Annotated in this window: 18 protein-coding genes; 17 read left to right on the forward strand and 1 reads right to left on the reverse strand. The window is 58.3% G+C overall.

Annotated elements, in window-relative coordinates:
- Nucleotides 1-12: 12 nt before the first annotated feature.
- From AC0V6N_RS08770 to AC0V6N_RS08845, 16 genes are read left to right on the forward strand one after another with little or no spacing between them, the layout of a single operon-like run.
- Nucleotides 13-579 carry a type IV conjugative transfer system protein TraE gene (locus tag AC0V6N_RS08770; RefSeq protein ID WP_486171187.1) on the forward strand — a complete coding sequence of 189 codons (567 nt, stop codon included), beginning with the start codon at nt 13-15 and terminating at the stop codon, nt 577-579.
- Nucleotides 576-1,331: a type-F conjugative transfer system secretin TraK gene (locus tag AC0V6N_RS08775; RefSeq protein ID WP_486171188.1), complete on the forward strand. Its 756-nt coding sequence runs from the start codon at nt 576-578 to the stop codon at nt 1,329-1,331. Before AC0V6N_RS08770 ends, AC0V6N_RS08775 begins: the two co-directional genes overlap by 4 nt.
- On the forward strand, nt 1,331-2,590 hold the full coding sequence (locus AC0V6N_RS08780; RefSeq protein WP_486171189.1) for a TraB/VirB10 family protein: 1,260 nt from the start codon (nt 1,331-1,333) through the stop codon (nt 2,588-2,590). The genes AC0V6N_RS08775 and AC0V6N_RS08780 overlap by 1 nt, the downstream gene beginning before the upstream one ends.
- Nucleotides 2,587-3,450, forward strand: a complete 864-nt coding sequence (locus AC0V6N_RS08785; protein WP_486171190.1) for a DsbC family protein — start codon at nt 2,587-2,589, stop codon at nt 3,448-3,450. Before AC0V6N_RS08780 ends, AC0V6N_RS08785 begins: the two co-directional genes overlap by 4 nt.
- Complete coding sequence (locus tag AC0V6N_RS08790) at nt 3,447-4,010, forward strand: hypothetical protein (protein WP_486171191.1); 564 nt, start codon at nt 3,447-3,449, stop codon at nt 4,008-4,010. Before AC0V6N_RS08785 ends, AC0V6N_RS08790 begins: the two co-directional genes overlap by 4 nt.
- Nucleotides 4,007-6,559, forward strand: a complete 2,553-nt coding sequence (traC, locus tag AC0V6N_RS08795) for a type IV secretion system protein TraC (RefSeq protein ID WP_486171192.1) — start codon at nt 4,007-4,009, stop codon at nt 6,557-6,559. The genes AC0V6N_RS08790 and traC overlap by 4 nt, the downstream gene beginning before the upstream one ends.
- Complete coding sequence (locus AC0V6N_RS08800; protein ID WP_486171193.1) at nt 6,556-6,960, forward strand: hypothetical protein; 405 nt, start codon at nt 6,556-6,558, stop codon at nt 6,958-6,960. The genes traC and AC0V6N_RS08800 overlap by 4 nt, the downstream gene beginning before the upstream one ends.
- The gene (locus AC0V6N_RS08805) at nt 6,953-7,333 is read left to right on the forward strand and encodes a TrbI F-type domain-containing protein (protein WP_486171194.1); all 381 of its coding nucleotides are present in this window, start codon (nt 6,953-6,955) and stop codon (nt 7,331-7,333) included. Before AC0V6N_RS08800 ends, AC0V6N_RS08805 begins: the two co-directional genes overlap by 8 nt.
- On the forward strand, nt 7,330-7,836 hold the full coding sequence (locus tag AC0V6N_RS08810) for a S26 family signal peptidase (protein WP_486171195.1): 507 nt from the start codon (nt 7,330-7,332) through the stop codon (nt 7,834-7,836). Before AC0V6N_RS08805 ends, AC0V6N_RS08810 begins: the two co-directional genes overlap by 4 nt.
- Entirely contained in the window at nt 7,836-8,468 is a 633-nt protein-coding gene (gene traW / locus AC0V6N_RS08815) for a type-F conjugative transfer system protein TraW (RefSeq protein ID WP_486171196.1), read from the forward strand. Before AC0V6N_RS08810 ends, traW begins: the two co-directional genes overlap by 1 nt.
- Nucleotides 8,465-9,478: a conjugal transfer pilus assembly protein TraU gene (gene traU, locus AC0V6N_RS08820; RefSeq protein WP_486171197.1), complete on the forward strand. Its 1,014-nt coding sequence runs from the start codon at nt 8,465-8,467 to the stop codon at nt 9,476-9,478. The genes traW and traU overlap by 4 nt, the downstream gene beginning before the upstream one ends.
- Nucleotides 9,475-10,230 (forward strand): type-F conjugative transfer system pilin assembly protein TrbC, encoded by a 756-nt coding sequence (trbC, locus tag AC0V6N_RS08825; RefSeq protein WP_486171198.1) that lies wholly within the window; start codon nt 9,475-9,477, stop codon nt 10,228-10,230. The genes traU and trbC overlap by 4 nt, the downstream gene beginning before the upstream one ends.
- 14 nt (nt 10,231-10,244) lie before the next feature.
- Nucleotides 10,245-11,948, forward strand: coding sequence for a conjugal transfer protein TraN (locus tag AC0V6N_RS08830; protein WP_486172455.1), 1,704 nt, complete (start codon nt 10,245-10,247; stop codon nt 11,946-11,948).
- Nucleotides 11,945-12,766, forward strand: coding sequence for a conjugal transfer protein TraF (locus AC0V6N_RS08835; RefSeq protein ID WP_486171199.1), 822 nt, complete (start codon nt 11,945-11,947; stop codon nt 12,764-12,766). Before AC0V6N_RS08830 ends, AC0V6N_RS08835 begins: the two co-directional genes overlap by 4 nt.
- Complete coding sequence (locus AC0V6N_RS08840) at nt 12,756-14,192, forward strand: conjugal transfer protein TraH (protein ID WP_486171200.1); 1,437 nt, start codon at nt 12,756-12,758, stop codon at nt 14,190-14,192. The genes AC0V6N_RS08835 and AC0V6N_RS08840 overlap by 11 nt, the downstream gene beginning before the upstream one ends.
- A gap of 10 nt (nt 14,193-14,202) precedes the next feature.
- Nucleotides 14,203-16,905 (forward strand): conjugal transfer protein TraG N-terminal domain-containing protein, encoded by a 2,703-nt coding sequence (locus AC0V6N_RS08845; protein WP_486171201.1) that lies wholly within the window; start codon nt 14,203-14,205, stop codon nt 16,903-16,905.
- A 6-nt stretch (nt 16,906-16,911) separates the two neighbouring features.
- Here the strand turns inward: AC0V6N_RS08845 and AC0V6N_RS08850 are convergent, their stop codons facing one another.
- The gene (locus AC0V6N_RS08850) at nt 16,912-17,121 is read right to left on the reverse strand and encodes a hypothetical protein (protein ID WP_486141220.1); all 210 of its coding nucleotides are present in this window, start codon (nt 17,119-17,121) and stop codon (nt 16,912-16,914) included.
- A gap of 455 nt (nt 17,122-17,576) precedes the next feature.
- Between AC0V6N_RS08850 and AC0V6N_RS08855 the strand changes: the two genes are divergently transcribed.
- The gene (locus AC0V6N_RS08855) at nt 17,577-18,212 is read left to right on the forward strand and encodes a S24 family peptidase (protein WP_486171202.1); all 636 of its coding nucleotides are present in this window, start codon (nt 17,577-17,579) and stop codon (nt 18,210-18,212) included.
- Nucleotides 18,213-18,244 lie beyond the last annotated feature (32 nt).

The following is an 18,244-nucleotide window of genomic DNA, read 5'->3' on the forward strand; positions in this document are numbered from 1 at the left end:
GGGAGGAAGCAAATGAAATCTGAATTCGCCTATGAAGAGGCGCAGCGCCATTTGAAACAGCGCAACCGCTTTGCGGCGCTGGCAGGCGTGCTCGGCCTTTCCACGGTTCTCGCTGTCGGTACCGCAGCAACTCGCGATGAAGCGCTCATCCTGATGCCGATCACCTCGGAACGGGTCGAGCTCTCGAGTAGCGGGATCGACGCGACATATCTCGAGCTTGTTACCCGCGACACCGCTCTGATGTTGCTCAATCGCGCGCCCGAAAGCCTCGATTATTGGATGGCGAGCATCCTCAAACTGGCTGATCCTTCTGCGCGCGGACAACTGAAGGCTGAGCTTATCAAAATCGTCGATGAGCAGCGCGGCTCGGACATCAGTCAGGCGTTCGTGATCGCACAAATCCATGTCGATCCTGACGCACTCACTTCGACCGTCAGCGGTACGCTCAAGACCTTTGTCGGCGCGCAAGTGATCGCCAGCCAGACCCGCAGCTTTGAGTTCATCTGGCAGCGTCGCGGCCTCAGCCTTGGGCTCACCGGTTTCCGCCAACTTCCTGCCCAAGAGGAGGAAAGCCAATGAGCTTCTCCACCCGATCCCTGCCGACAGCCCTTACAGGTGTGCTGCTCGCTTCAGTCTCGCTCATCCAGGCTTCCCCTGCGCATGCCGATCAGTTTGTCGAAGCCGCTGATGGGGCAACGATTGATTGCGTCCTCGCGCGCGGTGCGCTCACCCGGGTTGCGCTGATCAAAGACGGCTTTGCCAATGTCTCAAAGATGGCAAGCGGCTATCCCTATAATGATTTTGAAGTGACGCATGAGCCAGTGCGCGGCGACATATATGTCTCCGTCCCGCGGCAATATGCGAGCGCACGGGTCAGCTTCTTTGCCACCAGCAGTAAGGGCCATGTCTACAAATTCGCCTGTAAGGTCGAAGGCGAAGAAGCGAGCCAGCTCTTCGTCACCAATCCAGCGCTAGCCAAACCTGATGATGGCGACGGCTTGAACTCCGCACCATCCGAAGACGAAGCCGCGATCCGTCTAATCGAAGCGATGGCGAGCGATGCGGTGCTACCCGGTTTTCGGACGCGCGCCGCTTTGTCGCGCCCGCGCCGCACAGGCGGTCTCGAAGTTCAACAGGTCGCAGAATATGAAGGTGCGAAACTAACCGGCCAAGCCTTCACCCTGCGCAATCTCGGACCTGAGACAATCGATCTTGCAAGCGAACGCGATGGGCCCGCAGGCGCGCTCGCCTTTGCCTATGCCAGCGAAACGCTCGCACCCGGCGAGACGACGCGGGCCTTCCTTGTCTTTGCCAAGGGAGGGCTGAAGTGATGGCTGAGAGCAAAGCCAAAGCACCCGACAGCAAAAGAGCGGGTCTCAATAGCGCAATCGCCAAACGGCAAAAGCTGCTCCTCGCCGGGATCGGCTCAGTAGCCCTCATCGGCGGGTCGATGTTCATTTTCAGCGGCGATGAAGCGGAAAATGGCGCGGATGGCGGTGCGACCACCATCGATACGGGCGGGTTGGTCAATCGCAACCTTTCCCAGCGGGAATTTGTGGCGACCTACGGTAATCGGCTCGATGCGCAGGGCCGCGCGATCAAGGACCTGCAAGAAACCCAGCTTCCCAAAAGCTCGATCGAACAGGAACTCGATACACTGCGCGGCGAAAACGCGCGCATGCTCAGCGATGGCCAAGCCGCAATCGATGCGATCTCAGCTGAAAATGCGGCCCTTCGTTCGGAGCTCGAAAGTGCGAGAGCCAATCCTCCTGTGGCGCCTGCCGCGCCGATTGCTCCGCCTCAGCCTGGCTCCAAGCCAACAGCATTGGAACCGGCACCGCTTACCGAACCCAAGGCAAGCCTGCTCAGCTTTGAAAGCGCGACGTCCGCACCTGCGCCAAGCACCGCGAGCGACGGATCACCGCCGCTGCTCTTGGAATCAAGCAGAGATTATCTTCCGCCTAACAGCTACGCGCCTGCGACGGTCATCGTCGGGGTTGATGCGTCTACGGGCGTGACCAGTCAAAGCGATCCGCTCCCTGTGGTACTGCGCATCACTGGCCCGGCGCGCTCTGTCCTCAAAGGCAAACGCCTCCTCACCACCGATTTGACCGGTTGCCTCGTCAATGGCGCGGCGCGCGGCGATCTCTCGGCTGAGAAAGTCTATGTCAAATTAGCGCGCATGACCTGCGCGCAGCCAGGCGGTCGTTATGCGGTAAGCGAGGTCAAAGGCTTCATCGCCTTTGCTGGTAAGTCCGGCGTTCGCGGCCGCGTCGTGAGCCGCGAGGGCAGTCTTGTAAGTCAAGCGCTGCTCGCTGGAATTGTCGGCGGGTTTGGCCGGGGCTTTTCCGCCAACGCCAATGGCATTTTTGCCGGCCGTGTCGGCGAGGATGGCCAGCGCGACGCACTTTCCCCCACCGACATTCTTGCGGGCGGGTTTGGCCAGGGTGCTGGCGAAGCCGCTGACACCGTCAGCCAATATCTCATCGAACGTGCCGAACAATATCAACCCGTTGTCGAGATGCCGACCGGCATCGAAGTCGAGATCGTTTTTCTCGACGGCGTCCATGTCAGGAGCCCCTCTCAATGAACTTTCATGATTTCCGCCCCGGTCTGATGACACGGGCTATCCATTTCTCAATCGCAGCAGCGAGTGCCGCTGCCGTGCTCACCAGCGGTGTCGCCATGGTGACTGCCATCCCGGCTCATGCCGCGATTGCACGCGATGTCAGCCAAGCGCTCAAGCTGCGCTTGCCCAAGACACCGATTGATACGCTCGATTGCAAGAGCTTTGCGCCCTGGTGCGAAGTCGTCTCAGGCGACACGCTGTTTTATATCGATGAGGCCGCGCGCTATCTCTTTGTCGGGCGGCTCTATGATCTTGAAAAACGCCGTGATGTGACAGCCACTCGGCTGATCGAGCTCAACCCCGATCTTCTGGCGGCAGGAGCCGCGCGCGCCGGTGGAGGCGCTGATAGCGCGGATCAAGCCCACTCAGCGAAAGCCGCGAAATCCAAAGTCGATACAGCTGGCCTTCCGAAAGACGGCGCAGTGCACTGGGGCAATCCCGGGGGTGAGAAGCTGATCGTCTTTTCAGACTTTCAATGCGGCTATTGCCGCCAGCTCACCGGCACCCTCAAAGACACAGGCCTTTTCATCGAAGAACGCCCGATCTCGATCTTTGGCGCATCAAGCCGCCGGATGGCTGAAGGCGTGCTCTGCGCGCGTGATCCCGCCAAAGCGATGCATCAGGCTTATGCCGGGCAGACACACCCAATACCCTCGAGCTGCGATGTAAGCGAGGCGCTAGATGCCAATGAGGCCTTTGCCAAAGCCAATGGCTTTTCCGGAACGCCCGTCATCGTTCGCGCGAAAGATGGTGCAGTGCTTCACGGCTACCGCGATGCGCAAACGCTGATCCGTTTTGCCAAAGGCGGAGCAGACCAATGAGCCGGCGCACCTACAAGCTTGCGATCTTTGCTGGGCTCGCTGTCACAATCAGTGGCTGCGCAACTTTGGGCAGCAATGTGAGCGGTGATTTCGCTTGCCGCGCGCCGGGTGGCAGCTGCGCGCCCACATCGGCGATTGATGATGCCGCGACCAAGGCGAGCCTGCCTCAACAACCTGTCACTCAGGTCACAGCGCCAAGCAGCGACCGCAAGCTGCGTATTGTAGTCGCTGCGCGGCGTGATGCCAGCGGACGTGAGCACGAAGCGCGCGTTGTCCATGTGCCTTTGCCCGAGCCGCCTCATTCGGAGTGGCGAGCACCTCTTTCAACGGGCCACGTTCTTCGCGCGCTCGGTCGTGCCAGCCAAGGCACACAGCAAGAGCAACCCATTGCTCCACCTTCCAGTTTTACCCCGCAGCAGCTCCCGGACGTTCTGGTTATCCCCTCCCAGACTTCTCCGGAGCTGCCCGGCGCGAAAGCGCCGTCCGCAGGGGCACCCGGCCTTTCCCCCTCCCCAGGCCGGGTGCCCCAATCGCCACCAGATGATGGAGAGACGCTATGACCCTCTCACTAAGCTCTGCGCGCGATGCGCTTCTTTCAGGCCTGTTCGGCGATGCCAAAAAGGCCGACCAAACGGCGGCGCATTTTTCGCTTGAAATGCTGTCGGACTGGCTACCCTACCGCGTCTTCGATGAAGGCGCTGGGCTTTATCGCAACGCCCACTCGAAAGGCTTTGCGCTTGAAGTAACCCCGCTGATCGGTGCCGACGAACGCACGGGCGAAATCCTGGGCCAGTTCTTTTCTGAAAGTCTGCCGCGGGGCGCATGCCTGCAAGTGCTCAATTTCGCGAGCCCGCGCATCGGCTCGATTGTCGCGCCCTGGTTTGCTCCGCGTTACGAGCAAGGCGGCATCTATGAAGCGATAGCCAGAGCGCGCACCGACCGGCTTTACGATCTTGTCTGGCAATCTGGCTCCGAGCACGCGCCTTTCCATGCCCGCCATACACGATTGATCATTTCGCTTGGCGTGCCAGTTCCAAGCAATGTGAGCGACGCAGAGCTTAGCGAATGCCTCAAGGGCCTGATGGGCATGCTCAATTCGCTGGGCCTTTCGTCAACCCCGCTTGAGCCCGCTGGGCTCTTGGCGCTGATCGATGAACTCACATCGCCCACCACGGCGCGCGAGCCTGAGACTACACATTGGAACCGCGAAGACACGCTCGATGCCCAAGCGATCCGACGCGATATCGAACTGGAAGTCGAAGATGATCGGCTGATCCTTCGCACCGAGCGCTTTCGCGAAACCGGCCGAAGCCGCGATGGCGTGCCGCAAATGGGCGAATGCTATCCCGACCGCTTTGACGTTCGCCATTATGGCGTGCGTTCGACACCTGAACGCTGGGCGCCGTGGGAATGTGCGCGCCTCATCGGTGATATGTTCACCGACAAACTGCGCTTCCCTTGCCCTGCAGCCACGATGCTGTGCCTGCACTATCCCGATCAGGAAGCAGCTAGCGCTCGCGCAGGTTATAAATTCATGCGTACGACCAGCCTTTCTGAAACGAAAAGCGCGCGCTTTCTTCCCAATCTCTCCCAGCAATCGGCCGAATGGAAACACGTTCAGGCCGAACTTCAAGCGGGCAAGAAACTGGTCAAACTCTTCTACGGTGTCACCACCATCTCCCCGCTTGGCGAAGGCGATGCGCATGAGCGCACAATCAAGGCAATCTACAAAGCGGCCGGATGGGATTTGGCCGACGAACGCTTCCTGCAGCTGCAAGGTCTGGTCGCTGCGTTCCCACTGAGCCTTGCAGACGGCCTTGTCCAAGACATGGCGCGTCTCAAACGCTTTCGGACGATGCTCTCGACGACAGCTGCCAATATCGCGCCGCTGCAAGGCGAGTATCTCGGCGGAGAAATCCCGCATCTCTTGCTGCTTGGAAGGCGCGGCCAACCCTTTTTCTGGTCGCCCTTCGAGAACAATGCGGGCAATCACAACATCGCGATCTGCGGTAAATCCGGTTCGGGCAAGTCGGTGCTGCTGCAAGAACTTTGCACCGCTTTGCGCGGTGCCGGCGCGAAGGTTGTGGTGATTGATGACGGTCGCAGCTTTGAGCATTCAGTAAAGCTGCAAGGCGGTCGCTTTGTCGAGTTTACGCTCGCCTCTGGATTTTCGCTCAACCCCTTCTCGATGGTCGATGATGCGCGTGCTGAGATCGACGAAGATTACCGGCTCGATTGCTTTGCCATGATCAAAGCGATCATCGGCCAGATGGCGCGGCCAAGCACGGCGCCATCGGACACCGAGCGTGGGCTGATTGATCAGGCTGTGACCCATGTATGGGATGCACTTGGGAGCGGCGGGGCCGTGGATGATGTCGCCCACGCGCTTCATTCAAGCGAGAACCAAGCGGGCAAAGAGCTTGCGACAGCGATTGCACCCTTTTGCCAAGGTGGGAGCTATGCCGGGTTTTTCTCAGGCAAAGCCAGCTTTGCGCTCGAAGATGATTTCACCGTCTTTGAGATGAGCGATTTGGCGAGCCGCGAGGAACTGAGGAGCGTCGTTCTCTCGGCCATCATGTTCATGACCGGTCAGGCGATGACACGCAGCTCTAGGGCAACCAAGAAGCTGCTCCTTATCGACGAGGCCTGGGCCATGCTCAAAGGCGGGTCGATGGGCGAGTTTGTAGAGACTTACGCTCGAACAGCGCGCAAATATGGCGGCGCTCTCGCGACCGCCACCCAGTCTCTCAATGACTATTACAAATCGGATGGCGCGCGCGCCGCGCTTGAAAACAGCGACTGGATGCTCGTGCTCCAGCAAAAGCCCGAGACGATCGCCGATTTCCGGAAGGAAGCGCGGCTCGATATGGACGACCGAACCGAGACGCTGATCCGCAGCCTCAAGCGCTCGGGCACCGAATATAGCGAGATCTATGTGAAGGGCCCGGAGACAGAAGCGGTCGGAAGGCTGGTGCTCGACCCGCTCTCAGCGACGATCTTCTCCTCTGATCCTGAAACCTATGCGGCCATCCAAGCCCATGTCGAAAGCGGCATGCCGCTCGAGCGCGCGGTTGCTTTGGTCGCAGGCTTGGAAGGAGGTAGCCAATGACGCTCGAAACCAACACGCTTGTCGATCGCACACCAATGCCGATGACGAAATGGGCACAGCGCACGAGGCGCTCGTTCAATTGGCTCGCGCTGTTTCAGGGCAGCTGCTTTGTGCTGATCGAATGCGTCATCTTCGCAGCCAGCACTCTGTTACTGGTGCTTGGCCTGCCGCTGTTCGTTTTTCTGCTTCTTGCAGGCTGGGATCTCACCGCGCTGTTTGCGCAGCTCGGGAATCTGGCTGACCATTACCGAACCGCTGAGCCGATAGCCCGGCGGCTCTTTGCATCGGATTTGCAGATCGCCTTCCTTATAATCGCGGGGACGCTTGCCCTTATTAGAATGCCAGGTTTTCTGCGTCGGCTTGAGCGCCGCCTCAATGAAGGCGAGGTGTCCCATGGCTGAAGCGAACCCTACGCGCGCGCTCCTTCTCAAAGCGCTTGTCATGACGGCTTCCATCGCCGCTGTGCTTTGGGGTGCTTGGATCACACGCGAGATCACACAAGCCCCGCCGAGCCAGCGCATTGTCACGGTCCGGCTTGCCGAGACGATCGGGACATTTGTTGAAGAGGCTGCAAGGGCCGATGCCGATCCGGCATCGGTCCAGGAGGCAAGCCTTGCCTACCTCAAAGCAGCGGAAAGCGCGGTTGACGATATGAGACGCGACGGGCGCGTCATTCTGGTTGCCGAAGCTGTGCTCGCAGGCGCGGCCGAGGACGCAACACCCGAGCTCGAAGCGCGCATCGCTGAAAAGCTCAAAGCGGGAGAACGGCCATGAATCTGCCTCTTCGCTTCAAGCGCCCGCTGCTCCTCCTAGGGGTCGTCCTCTTGCCGCTCGCCTGGGCACCACTCGATGCCTTTAGCAAAAACCACGCCTTCCTCATCAATGCGAGCCCAAGCCTGCCCAATTGGGCCTTCTGGCTCGATAAAGACGCGCAGATAACGCGTGACAGCCTGATATTCTTTGAGCCTCCCAAGAGCCGCCTCGTTGCAAGTCATTTTGGCAAAGAGCCACAAATGTTCGGCAAGCGCGTGCTGGGCATCCCCGGCGATATGGTCAGCCATGAAGGCGACCGAGTCTTCATCAATGGCGAACCCATTTCGACGCGTCTCGACAGAACCAGCCTCGGCATAGCGCTCACGCAAGGGCCGCAAGGCGAGATCCCGGAAGGGTGTTTCTACGCCGGAACCGATCATCCGCGCGGGCTTGATAGCCGCTATGCGGAAATAGGCTTTGTCTGCGCCAAGCAGATCATGGGCAGCGGGAGGGCGATCCTGTGATGCGCGCCGTACTCCCTCTTATCGCACTTTCTCTCGCCGTCCTGCCTACACAGGCCCAAGCGCGCGACTATGGTCAGCGCGGCGCGCTCTTTCCGATTGTCGAGCGCGACCTGCTCGAACAAATCCACTCGCGCCTTGTGGCAATGGAGAAGTCGGGCGAGACCGCGCGGCTCAATCAGGAATTGAAACGGCGGACGATTGCGCGGGTCAATCGGCCCGATCCTGTCCCCGGTCTCATCCGCGCGCATGAAAGCCGCAATTGGATCTTCGATCCAACCATCACGCTCGCTAGTGATATTCGCGGAGCCCAGGGCGCGCTGATCCATGCCGCCGGTACGCGGGTCAATCCGCTTGATAGTGTGAAGCTGCGCGCTGACCTTCTGTTCCTCGATGGCGATGATCCAGCGCAGATCCGATGGGCGCTTGAGCAAGACTCAAAGGCCAAGCTGATCTTGGTCAAAGGCGCGCCTCTCGAACTTATGAAAACCCGTCAGCGCCGCTTCTATTTCGATCAAGCCGGCAAACTTACGGCCAAGTTCAACATCAAAGCTGTGCCAGCACGAGTGCGTCAGCAAGGGCGCATACTTGAGGTAAGCGAGATCGCTTTGCCAACGCGGAAGGTGCGGCCATGAGCAGTTTCCGCGCTTTCCTGGCTCTCGTGATCGCCTCGTTGTCACTGGCCTTCGCTTCGCCCGCTTCCGCCGATGCCGGGCCGGGCAAATGCACCGGGCAATTCGTCAATCCGATCACCGATATTTGTTGGTCGTGCCTGTTCCCGATCTCGGTGGGCGGGCTAGAAATCTGGCCTAGCAGTCGGCCCGATCCCGACAATCCCGACCTGCCCGTTTGCCTGTGCGGTATCCGGCCCGGCATCGCCATGGGTTTCTGGGAGCCTGTCCGGCTTGCTGATGTCAGCATGAAGCCATGGTGCTTCGTCAATCTGGGCGGGATGAAGCTCGATCCCGGCTTCGATATCGGCTTTCGCTCGATTTCCGGACCGTCTGCGGTTGGCGGAGCAAGCCAGTACTATTCAAGCTGGCACGTCCACTGGTACGCCTATCCTCTTATCTATTGGATGGAGATCGTTGCTGATTTCCTGTGCCTCGAACCCGGCTCAATCGACATTCTCTACATCTCCGAGATTGATCCGCTGTGGCAGGACAGCGAGCTTACCGCGATCATCAACCCTGAAGCGGTGCTCTTCGCCAATCCGCTCGCACTAGCCGCCTGCGCTGCCGACTGCGCGGCTTCGACCGCCAATCTTCCGCTTGATGAAATGTTCTGGTGCGCGGGCTGCCAGGGTTCAATGTATCCGATGAATGGCAATGTCTCTGCCTCGATCGGCCATGTGCAAGCCTCGCGGCTCGTTCTTTCACGCTTTGCTTACAAGCTGCACCGCCAGCTCGTTTCATGGGGCACGATGGGCTCCAAAGGGCTTTGCGGCAAATACCTCATGCCTGTGATGCGGAAGCAGCAATATCGCTTCCAAGCCACCAACCCTAATCCGGTAACCAAAGGCCGCTACGCCTGCCCTCCCATCGGGGCCTCAACCACCTTTCAATCCCCCGGGCAGATGATCCCCGCCATTGGCGAAGACATGGGATATCTCGTCTGGCGCAAAAGGAATTGCTGCGCGCTATGAAACATGGCTTCCCGCTTTTCGCCATCACCAGTCTTGCGATCGCTGCAACTGTAGCTGTCGCATCAGCTCAGGATGCTTCACCCGAACTCGATCTTGCTGAAATCCGAGCGCGCGCAAGCGAACACACGAACGACGCCGAAGCGCTCGCCACCGCAGTACGGTCCAAAGCCGAAGCTCTGGCGCAAGAAGCCAACCAAACACAGCAAGAGGCAATGGACAATCGCGCTAGCTACGCCGCAACGGCGCAGGCAGCGGCAGATCAAGGCCCGCTTGATCTGGATGGCATGATCCGCGCGCAGGCCGATGCGGAAGTAGCGAGCCTTGGCGGCACGCCCAAGTTCATCGCCTTTGCATCGCTCGGCATGCCGGAAGCTTCGCTGAAAGCGTTGGTGCGAGACATGACAAAAGCAGGCGGCATCACTGTCCTTCGAGGTTTCCCTCAAGGCGACAGCAAAGCCTCTAAGCGGCGCCTCGCGGCGATCTGGAGCGATGGTCACGAAGCCGGTACGCTCGGCATTGATCCGCGTCTCTTCCGCGCTTTCCAGATCGAAGCGGCCCCAAGCTTCGTCATGATCGCGAGCGATTTTTCTCCATGCGATGGATTCGACTGCACTGACGCCGTGCCACCCCATGACCGCGTGGCTGGCAATATCAGCGTTGAAGACGTGCTCGAAACCTTTGCCAGTGGCAGCGGTCCCGGTGCTCGCCTCGCCCGCCTTCATCTCCGCCGCATACAAGGAGAACAGATGTGATCCGGCTCCAAGACATGAAAGCGCTATTGTTTGCTCTGTCTTTGCTCGCGGTTCCGGCCTCGGCTCAGCAGCAGGAGGCCAGAAGCGATGGCAAAGCCTTTGGCGAGAGCCTGCGCGGTGAAGCGCAAGCTGCAAGCAAAAGTGAGCCGAACGCATCCGAGCTTCCCAATTTTGACCGCAACGCCGTGCGAAATCTCGAGCGGCTTGCTGACAATCCTGACCAGATCGAGGGAACGGCGACGGCCGCATCGCGCAATCATCAAGGCCATCGATTGGTGCGCGATAGCATGGCCAATCGCGCTCGGTTTGAAAGCGATGACATTGAAGCGGTGATTGCCCGCAGCTTGGCAATCAATAAAGCACCGCTTGATTACACCAGCGGTATGTCGATCTCGGGCAGTCAAGGCGAATGCGTCCCCTTGCCGCCTGGCTCCGGGTCCGCTGGCACTTACACAGCAACATGCAACACAGGCACACGGGTCGAGCAAGCCCAGGGGCAATGCTCTGTCCCGCTAGTCGCAAGCGTGACCCAGCGCCAGCAATGGCACTATCTCTGCAACGATACTGGCATCCAACAAGGTCTCCCATGGTGCTCTACATTTAACAGCGGCTTGTGCCGCATCACCGGCTATCGACCAGGCCCATGTCTGCAGTGGTGGGATAACGGCTTTAACCGTTACTGCTCTGAACCGGGCGATCCTATCGCTGAGATTTCCTGCGACGCGCCTGACTCGCGCTACACGCCCTATGCGATCACCACGCAAAGCACGGTCGACGCCGCTCCAGATGAAACCCAGTGCCAGCCTTTTGCGGAGGATGGAGATTGCACACTCGATGCGGAAATCTGCACCGATGAGAGCCCGCGAACCCGAATTGTTGATGGAGTGGCTGTCACCCAGAGCTGCTGGGAATGGGAGCGAAGCTACACTTGCACATCACGCGAAGCGGCAAGCGATTGCTCGGATATCGAAGCGCTCGGCACCTGCCGCTTTGTGCGCGAAGAATGTATCACAGAGGAGCTTCCCTGTGAGACCTGGGAGCGCATCTACGAATGCCCGATTCCAGAAACCGAGAACTCACCCCAGTTCGTCTGCGATGGCGATGTCTATTGCATCGATGGAAGCTGCGAGACCATTGAGCGCACGCCCAATGATGAGTTCAAAGATGCGGTCACCGCGCTCAATGCAATGGATGAGGCGCGTGGGCAGTTCGATCCCAATACGCTGACGCTATTCCGTGGGACCCGAAACACCTGCTCTTCCAAAGTCTTTGGCGTGCTCAATTGCTGCAAGGGCAAAGGCTTTCCGCTGATCCCCGGCATCAGCTTGCTGGTCGCGCTTGGCTGCGACCGCGAGGAAGTGCTGCTCCATGAACGCGATGCGCAGGGGCTTTGTGCCTATGTCGGGACCTATTGTTCGAAGAAATTCCTCGGTGTCTGCCTGACCAAGAAGAAAGCCTATTGCTGCTTTGAAAGTAAGCTCTCGCGCATCTTGCAGGAACAGGGTCGCAAACAGCTCCCCAAACCATGGGACAAGCCCAAGCACGAGCAGTGCGAAGGATTTACCCTCGACGAGTTTGCGCAGCTTGATTTGAGCCTCATGGATTTCAGCGAAGTCTATGCCGAATTCACCGAAGCGGCGCGCCTCCCCGATGAGCTCGAAACGAGCATCCTCATCCAGCAAAAGATCGACTACTATTACGCAAGGGGCGGTCAATGATGAGCATAGCATTACGGCTTGCGCTAATCCTCATCTCGGCAGTCTTGAGCGCAGTGCCAGCAAGCGCACAGCGAGTTGAGAGCACCGAGAGAAGCACTGCAGCAGACACGCTCTACTGCCAGGAGCGCAAGCTCGGCTATTGGTTCTATTGCGCCAATCCGATCCCCAAAAACGAGCCACAGCAAGAGGTAGAACCGGAGCAGGAGGCGATACCAGCCGCCCAAGAATTGGAAGCAATTACCAGCGAGCTGCGCGAGTTGAAAGCGCGCGCGATCCTCTATCCGACGAGAGACAATGTCGCAGCGTACATCCGCTTCCAGCGCGCGCAGCTCGATCGTGCTTCGCTCTTCTCCGACGTCTGGCAGCGGGCCATCTGGCAGGATCCCGAACTCGATTACACGCTGCAGCGTCCTGTCGGTGCGGTCGCCAAGAAACAGTGGCAGGATGTGCGGGCAGCAGAGCGTGACACCGTGATGGGCAGGCTCTCGGAGCGTTATGGCTTATTCTATTTCTTTAGCGCCACTTGTGGCCCGTGCGAAGTGATGAGCCCGATCGTGAAAGGCGTCGCCAGCCGCTGGGGGATCACCGTACGCGCGATCTCAACCGATGGCGGGCCGTCAAGGCATTTCCCCGACTACAGGGTCGAAACCAATCAAAGAGAGCGGATGGGCCTTGAGACCAAAGCAACGCCCGCTTTGGTCCTGTGGGACAGCGAGGCCAAACGGCCGATCCCGATCGGATACGGTGTGCTGTCCGCTGATGAGCTGCAAGACCGCATCTATCTCCTCACCTCAAAGGAAGCCGGACATGATTACTAGTATCAGAAACGCTGCGCTCGGCCTTGCTGCTGCCAGCATGATAGCCTCGCCTCTTGCGGCAAATGTCGGCGACAGCATGGATCGTTTTATGGATGACATGGGCGCGGCGGCAAACGTTACCGGTCCGACCGCCTTCGAAGGCCAGTCAGCAGGCTATTATAGTCTGGGCAATGTGTGGACACGATTTCCGCAAAAGACGACCAACATCGCCAATCTGCAATTGCCAAGAGCGCGTGCGGGGTGCGGCGGGATCGATATCTTTGCGGGCTCCTTTTCCTTTATCAATGCAAGCGAGATGGTCGCGCTAATGAAGGCAGTGGCCAACAATGCAGTCGGCTTCGCCTTCAGCTTGGCGATCGATACCGTCTGCCCTGAATGCAATAAGATCATGCAGGAGTTTAGCCAAAAGGCTCAGCTCATGAACAATCTCTCAATCAACTCCTGTGAGATGGCGCAGGGGCTGGTGGGAGGGCTCTGGCCCAAAGGCGATTTGGCCGACAAAGCGATCTGCGAAGCGATCGGGAATTCTGAAGGCATCTTCACCGACTATGCCGCTGCCAAGCATGGCTGCGGCACGCGAGGCCAGCGCGCGTCCACCAATGAAAGCGCCAGTACTGACTATGCCGACGTCAATCCCGGCGTAGCGCGCAACTACACGTGGCACGTCCTTAAAGAGAGCGCCTTCTTCAACCCCAGCGGCACTTTCGACCGCGAACTCGCCGAATACGCCATGACGCTGATCGGCACGGTTATCTACGTCCCGCCCAAGGATGACGAGCCGGGCAAGTTTGTGCCCTTTGCTGGCGATGCGTCTTCGACGCTGGTGAGCGCGCTGCTTGATGGAACCCAAGGCCAAAGCGTACGCGTCTTCCGCTGCGATGAGACCGATCTCTGCCTGAACCCGAGTTTCCAGCAGATGAGCCTGTCAAACGCCAAGGCGATCCGACCACGGGTGGCGCAGCTCATTGGCAATATGGTCGATGCGATCCGGACGGACACGGCCATCGGGAATGCCGAGAAGGAGCTGCTTCAGGTCGCCTCGATCCCGCTCTACAAGATATTAACTGTTCAAGCCGCCTATGGGCGCGGCATGCCGACCGATGATCGCGACACGCTGGCTGAGATTGCGAGTGTCGACCTGCTCTACGCAATCCTTGACCGCATCGTGTCGGAAGCTGGCCGTTCGATGGCGAGCTTTATTGCCGCTGACGAAGCCAAGTTGGCGATATGGCGCGGACAAGTGACCGAAGTGCGTAGCAGTCTCATCCAGCGGCAAGCGACAGGCCAAGCCAAAGTCTCTGCGATCATGCAGATCATCGAGAAGACAGCGATGATCGAAAACGCGCTCGCCGCTTCGATGTCGCCGTCGATGTCGGCTGCGCTCGACTGGTCGCGCGGCCTTCAATCGCGCTCGATCGTGCCTTGAGGTAAAGATAATGGTCGAGATCTTCACCACCGGAGGTGGCGAATACATCGTCAATGTCCTGAACGCCGTAGCCGCATGGACAGGTGCCGGAGGCTACAAGAGCCTGATTCAGGTGGCGCTCGTTATGGCTATGACGCTGGCGGTTATAGTCGTTGCATTCAATCAGAATTGGCGCGCTTGGCTCAACTGGTTCTTGGGAGCGACACTCATCTATATGTGCCTGATGGTGCCGCGCATGGATGTGCAGGTGACAGACCGCGTCAATCCCAGCCTGGCTCCTGCGACTGTCGCCAATGTTCCGCTCGGCCTTGCACTTATGGCGAGCTTCACCAGCCAGATTGGCGATTATCTAACGCGTTCGGCTGAGACCGTGTTCGGGCTGCCCGATGATCTCAACTATTCCAAGAATGGTATGATTTACGGCGCGCGCCTCCTCGAGGCCACGCGGAGCTTGCGCATCTCTGATCCTGAATTTGCTGCCAACTTCGATGAGCATGTGCGCCAATGCGTGTTCTACGATCTGCTGCTTGGCCGCTATTCAATGAAAGAGCTCTCAGGAAGCGATGACATCTGGGCAACGATAGCGCCGGGTAGCCCAGCGCGCGCGCAGAAGTTCCTGACCCGCCAAGGTGATGACAGCGTCACAGCCAATATCGTCACCTGCCGTGAGGCCTACACAAGCCTATCTGGCCAATGGGCGAGCATGATCGATGAGATGACGCTTGTTGCCGGCCGCCAGCTCTATCCGAGGCAAACCGAAGCGCTAGCCAAGGCCAAGCTCATCGCAGACTTACCCGTCGCTTACCAATATCTGACAGGCATCTCGAAGGATGCGAGCAGCATCTTTCGTCAGGTGCTGACGATCAACGCGATGAATCAGGCCATGCATGGCTTTGCCGGATCAAGCGGCGCTTCAAGTGTTGATGTGTTTGCCCAGACCCGAGCCGATATCCAGACCGAACGAACCTATTCTTCGATCGCCCATAACGCGATGAAATGGGTGCCGATCCTCAATGTCGTACTGACGGTGGTCTTCTACGCGCTCTTTCCTGTTCTCTTCCCGCTTTTTCTCATGCCAAGGACTGGGCCGATTGCGCTGAGAGGCTATGTCACCGGCTTTTTCTACCTCGCTGCCTGGGGACCGCTCTTTGTCATCCTCCACATGATCTTGATGCTGAAAGGCGCAGGCGATGTTGCGGCAGCAAGCCGCTCTAGCGGCCTTAGCCTTGCAACCTTTTCCGGCATGACCGACGTCAACAACGATATTGGTATTCTCGCTGGATATCTTGTCGCCTCCATACCCTTCCTCGCAGGCGGGGTTGCGCGCGGCGCGATGGCCATTTCGGGCCAAGCCACAAGCTATCTCAATCCCAGCCAGAACGCGGCCGAAGAGGCAGCGCGCGAAGCGAGCACGGGCAACGTCTCACTTGGTAACACCAATCTCGACAATTCGAGCGTCTTCTCCCGCCAATTCGCGCAAGGCAGTCTCGCGCCAAACATCGCTTATGGAGCCGCCCAAACGCGGGGCATCAGCGAGAACGGCACTCAGACAACCAGCTTCCCACAAGCTGAGTTCGCCAACGTGCCCACTTCGAGCTATCCCTATACCCCAACACTTGGACAGGATTTTTCTAGCCGACTTTCGACCATGGCGAGCGAGAGCCGTAGCCAGAGCGAGACCTTCTCCAATCTCGCTCAGCAATCGACGAGCTCGGCGGTTACGCAATTCAGCGAGCTGCGCGATGCGTACACCCGTTCTCGCTCGAATGAGACGGTCAGCGGAACATCAAGCAATGACAGCATTGGCAGAACCTTCAGCGAACTCGATAATGCATCGAACACACTCCAGCAGCAATTTGGCCTATCACGCCGGGCATCGGACGACATCACGGTCTCATGGTTCCTGAATGGCGATGGAGCTCTTGGTGTAAAGGGAGAAAGAGGCGCTGGATCAGCCGGTGTAGGCGTCAAGGGCGGACGCAATCAAAGCTGGACCGACAGCGATATCGGGATCGCCTCGGAAGATCGTTCGCGTATCGAAAGTGCGTTGAGCCAAATTTCAGAAAGCCAGAACTGGTCAAACTCGAGAGAAGGTTTCCTGCGCGAAACGAGTTCAAGCTCAGAAGCGCTTGTCTCGAGCAGCGCCGCCGGTGTCACAACCTCGCTGACTGAAGCGCAAAGCTACACGCTCGAAGCACGGCGGGCAGAAGAGATAGCCAATCGGCTTGAGAGCCAGGCCAGCTGGTATGAAAGCACCAATGCAGCCGGAACCTTGAATCTAAGTCAGGCCTACCGCGAATGGGGCATGGCTGAGATCGATGCCAATCGCGATTATTACGGCCAAGCTCGCTTTGATGACATCGACTTCCAAATGAGCGCGCAAGGGCAACAACTGCAATCTCGCTTTGTTGAAAGCTACGCTGATGGCCTCAATGACGAGATCGCGAGCGAACTTGTCCTACCTGATGGAGCGCCGGTGGCGCGGCCCAATGTTGGAAGCGCAGGCGGTGTTCGCGGTTCTGTTCGTCTTGGCAGCGTGCCAAGCTCATTGGGGGATCCGTCAAATGGCAGAGAAGAGATCGCAGACGACGTTAGTCAGAGGCAAAGCGAGGGCTCTCGAGGCATTGTGCAAAGAAGAGGATCACTCAATCGGACCACGCGAGACGCACAAGGCGCGTCTGCAGAGGCAGCCGATAATGTGAAGGAGTGGTAGCTGTCCTTAGAGGATCATGTCGTGCACAATCACGAACGCAACAAATGCGGACAGGCCCAAGAAGATTACGATGAGCTTCAAACGTCCCCAAGGATCAGCCCAAGTCTTCTTCCAGGTGTAGGATGTCAGGCGATCCTCAGCGATAGCGCGGTCGATTTCGCGAAAGCCCTCCCAATCGCCTTTACTCTCCGGCGGAGTTTTGTCGGAATTGCTCATAAGTCAGCGTCCTTTCGCCAGAAACCAAAGCCCCCTCTGCTCTCGAGACGAGAGTGTAAGCCAAGTTGTGCGAAGCTCAAAATCTGGTCGATAATCAACTGGACTTAGGGTCTGTTGGTCAAACTATTCCGGCCTTTGGCGCAATGTTGCGGAGAGATCGAAGGACGCCTACTCTCAGGCGTATTCAGATAGGCATTGAGTCGCTCAATGGTTCTTCGGCGTGGTCTGCGCCCCATCCTCAAATCGAGCACAAAACGGGGATCGCCCACGGCTCGCCTACCAAAACGCGTTGCAGAAATATGGTTGTCTTTCAGATGCCTTTCGATCCGTTCCAGCAGCGTCATACCTTTCTCACTCCGACTCGCAAATCCCTTGTGTTCTTGTTATGTTCTTACTAGGATGATTTCCGCGAGTCTAGGAAGAAATCCTACGATCAATCCTGAAGGACCACACAAATGGAACATGTAAGAGAGGAACTTGAGAGGCTGATCACCCAGGGCGGATACGGCTACGCGGCGGTTTCGAGGCTGCTTGGACGTAATCCAAGCTATATCCAGCAATTCATAAAGCGCGGATCGCCTCGTATCCTTGACCCCGAGGATCGCAAGACACTTGCAAGCTTCTTTGGGGTCGATGAACAAAGGCTCGGTGGTCCTGCTCAAACACCAATGGATGGAATGATCGAAGTTCCCGTTCTGGACGTGGATGCCTCAGCCGGCTTCGGCGCTATTGCATCGAATGAGACCAGTTACACGCGCTTTGGGTTTGACGAGAAATGGCTCAGGAGATTGACCGGCGCTAAGGGCGCAAGTCTTTCAATCGTAAGCGTTCTGGGAGATTCGATGGAGCCCACACTTAGCGATGGTGATGAGGTGCTCGTCGATGCGTCCGACCATGGAGCAAGGCTGCGGGATGGGATCTATGTGTTGCGCTCTGACGATACGCTGGTTGTAAAGCGCATCGCCATCAAGCCCGGCGCGAAACAGATTACAATTTCCAGTGACAATCCCGCCTATCCTTCATGGAATGATGTCGATCGTGAAGGAGTTGAAGTGATGGGCCGGGTAATATGGTTTGGGAGAGCTCTTTAGTCAGCCTATCCGCAAACAGCTTGAAGCGGTAC

The sequence above is a fragment of the Erythrobacter sp. S57(2025) genome (genome assembly GCF_057365055.1).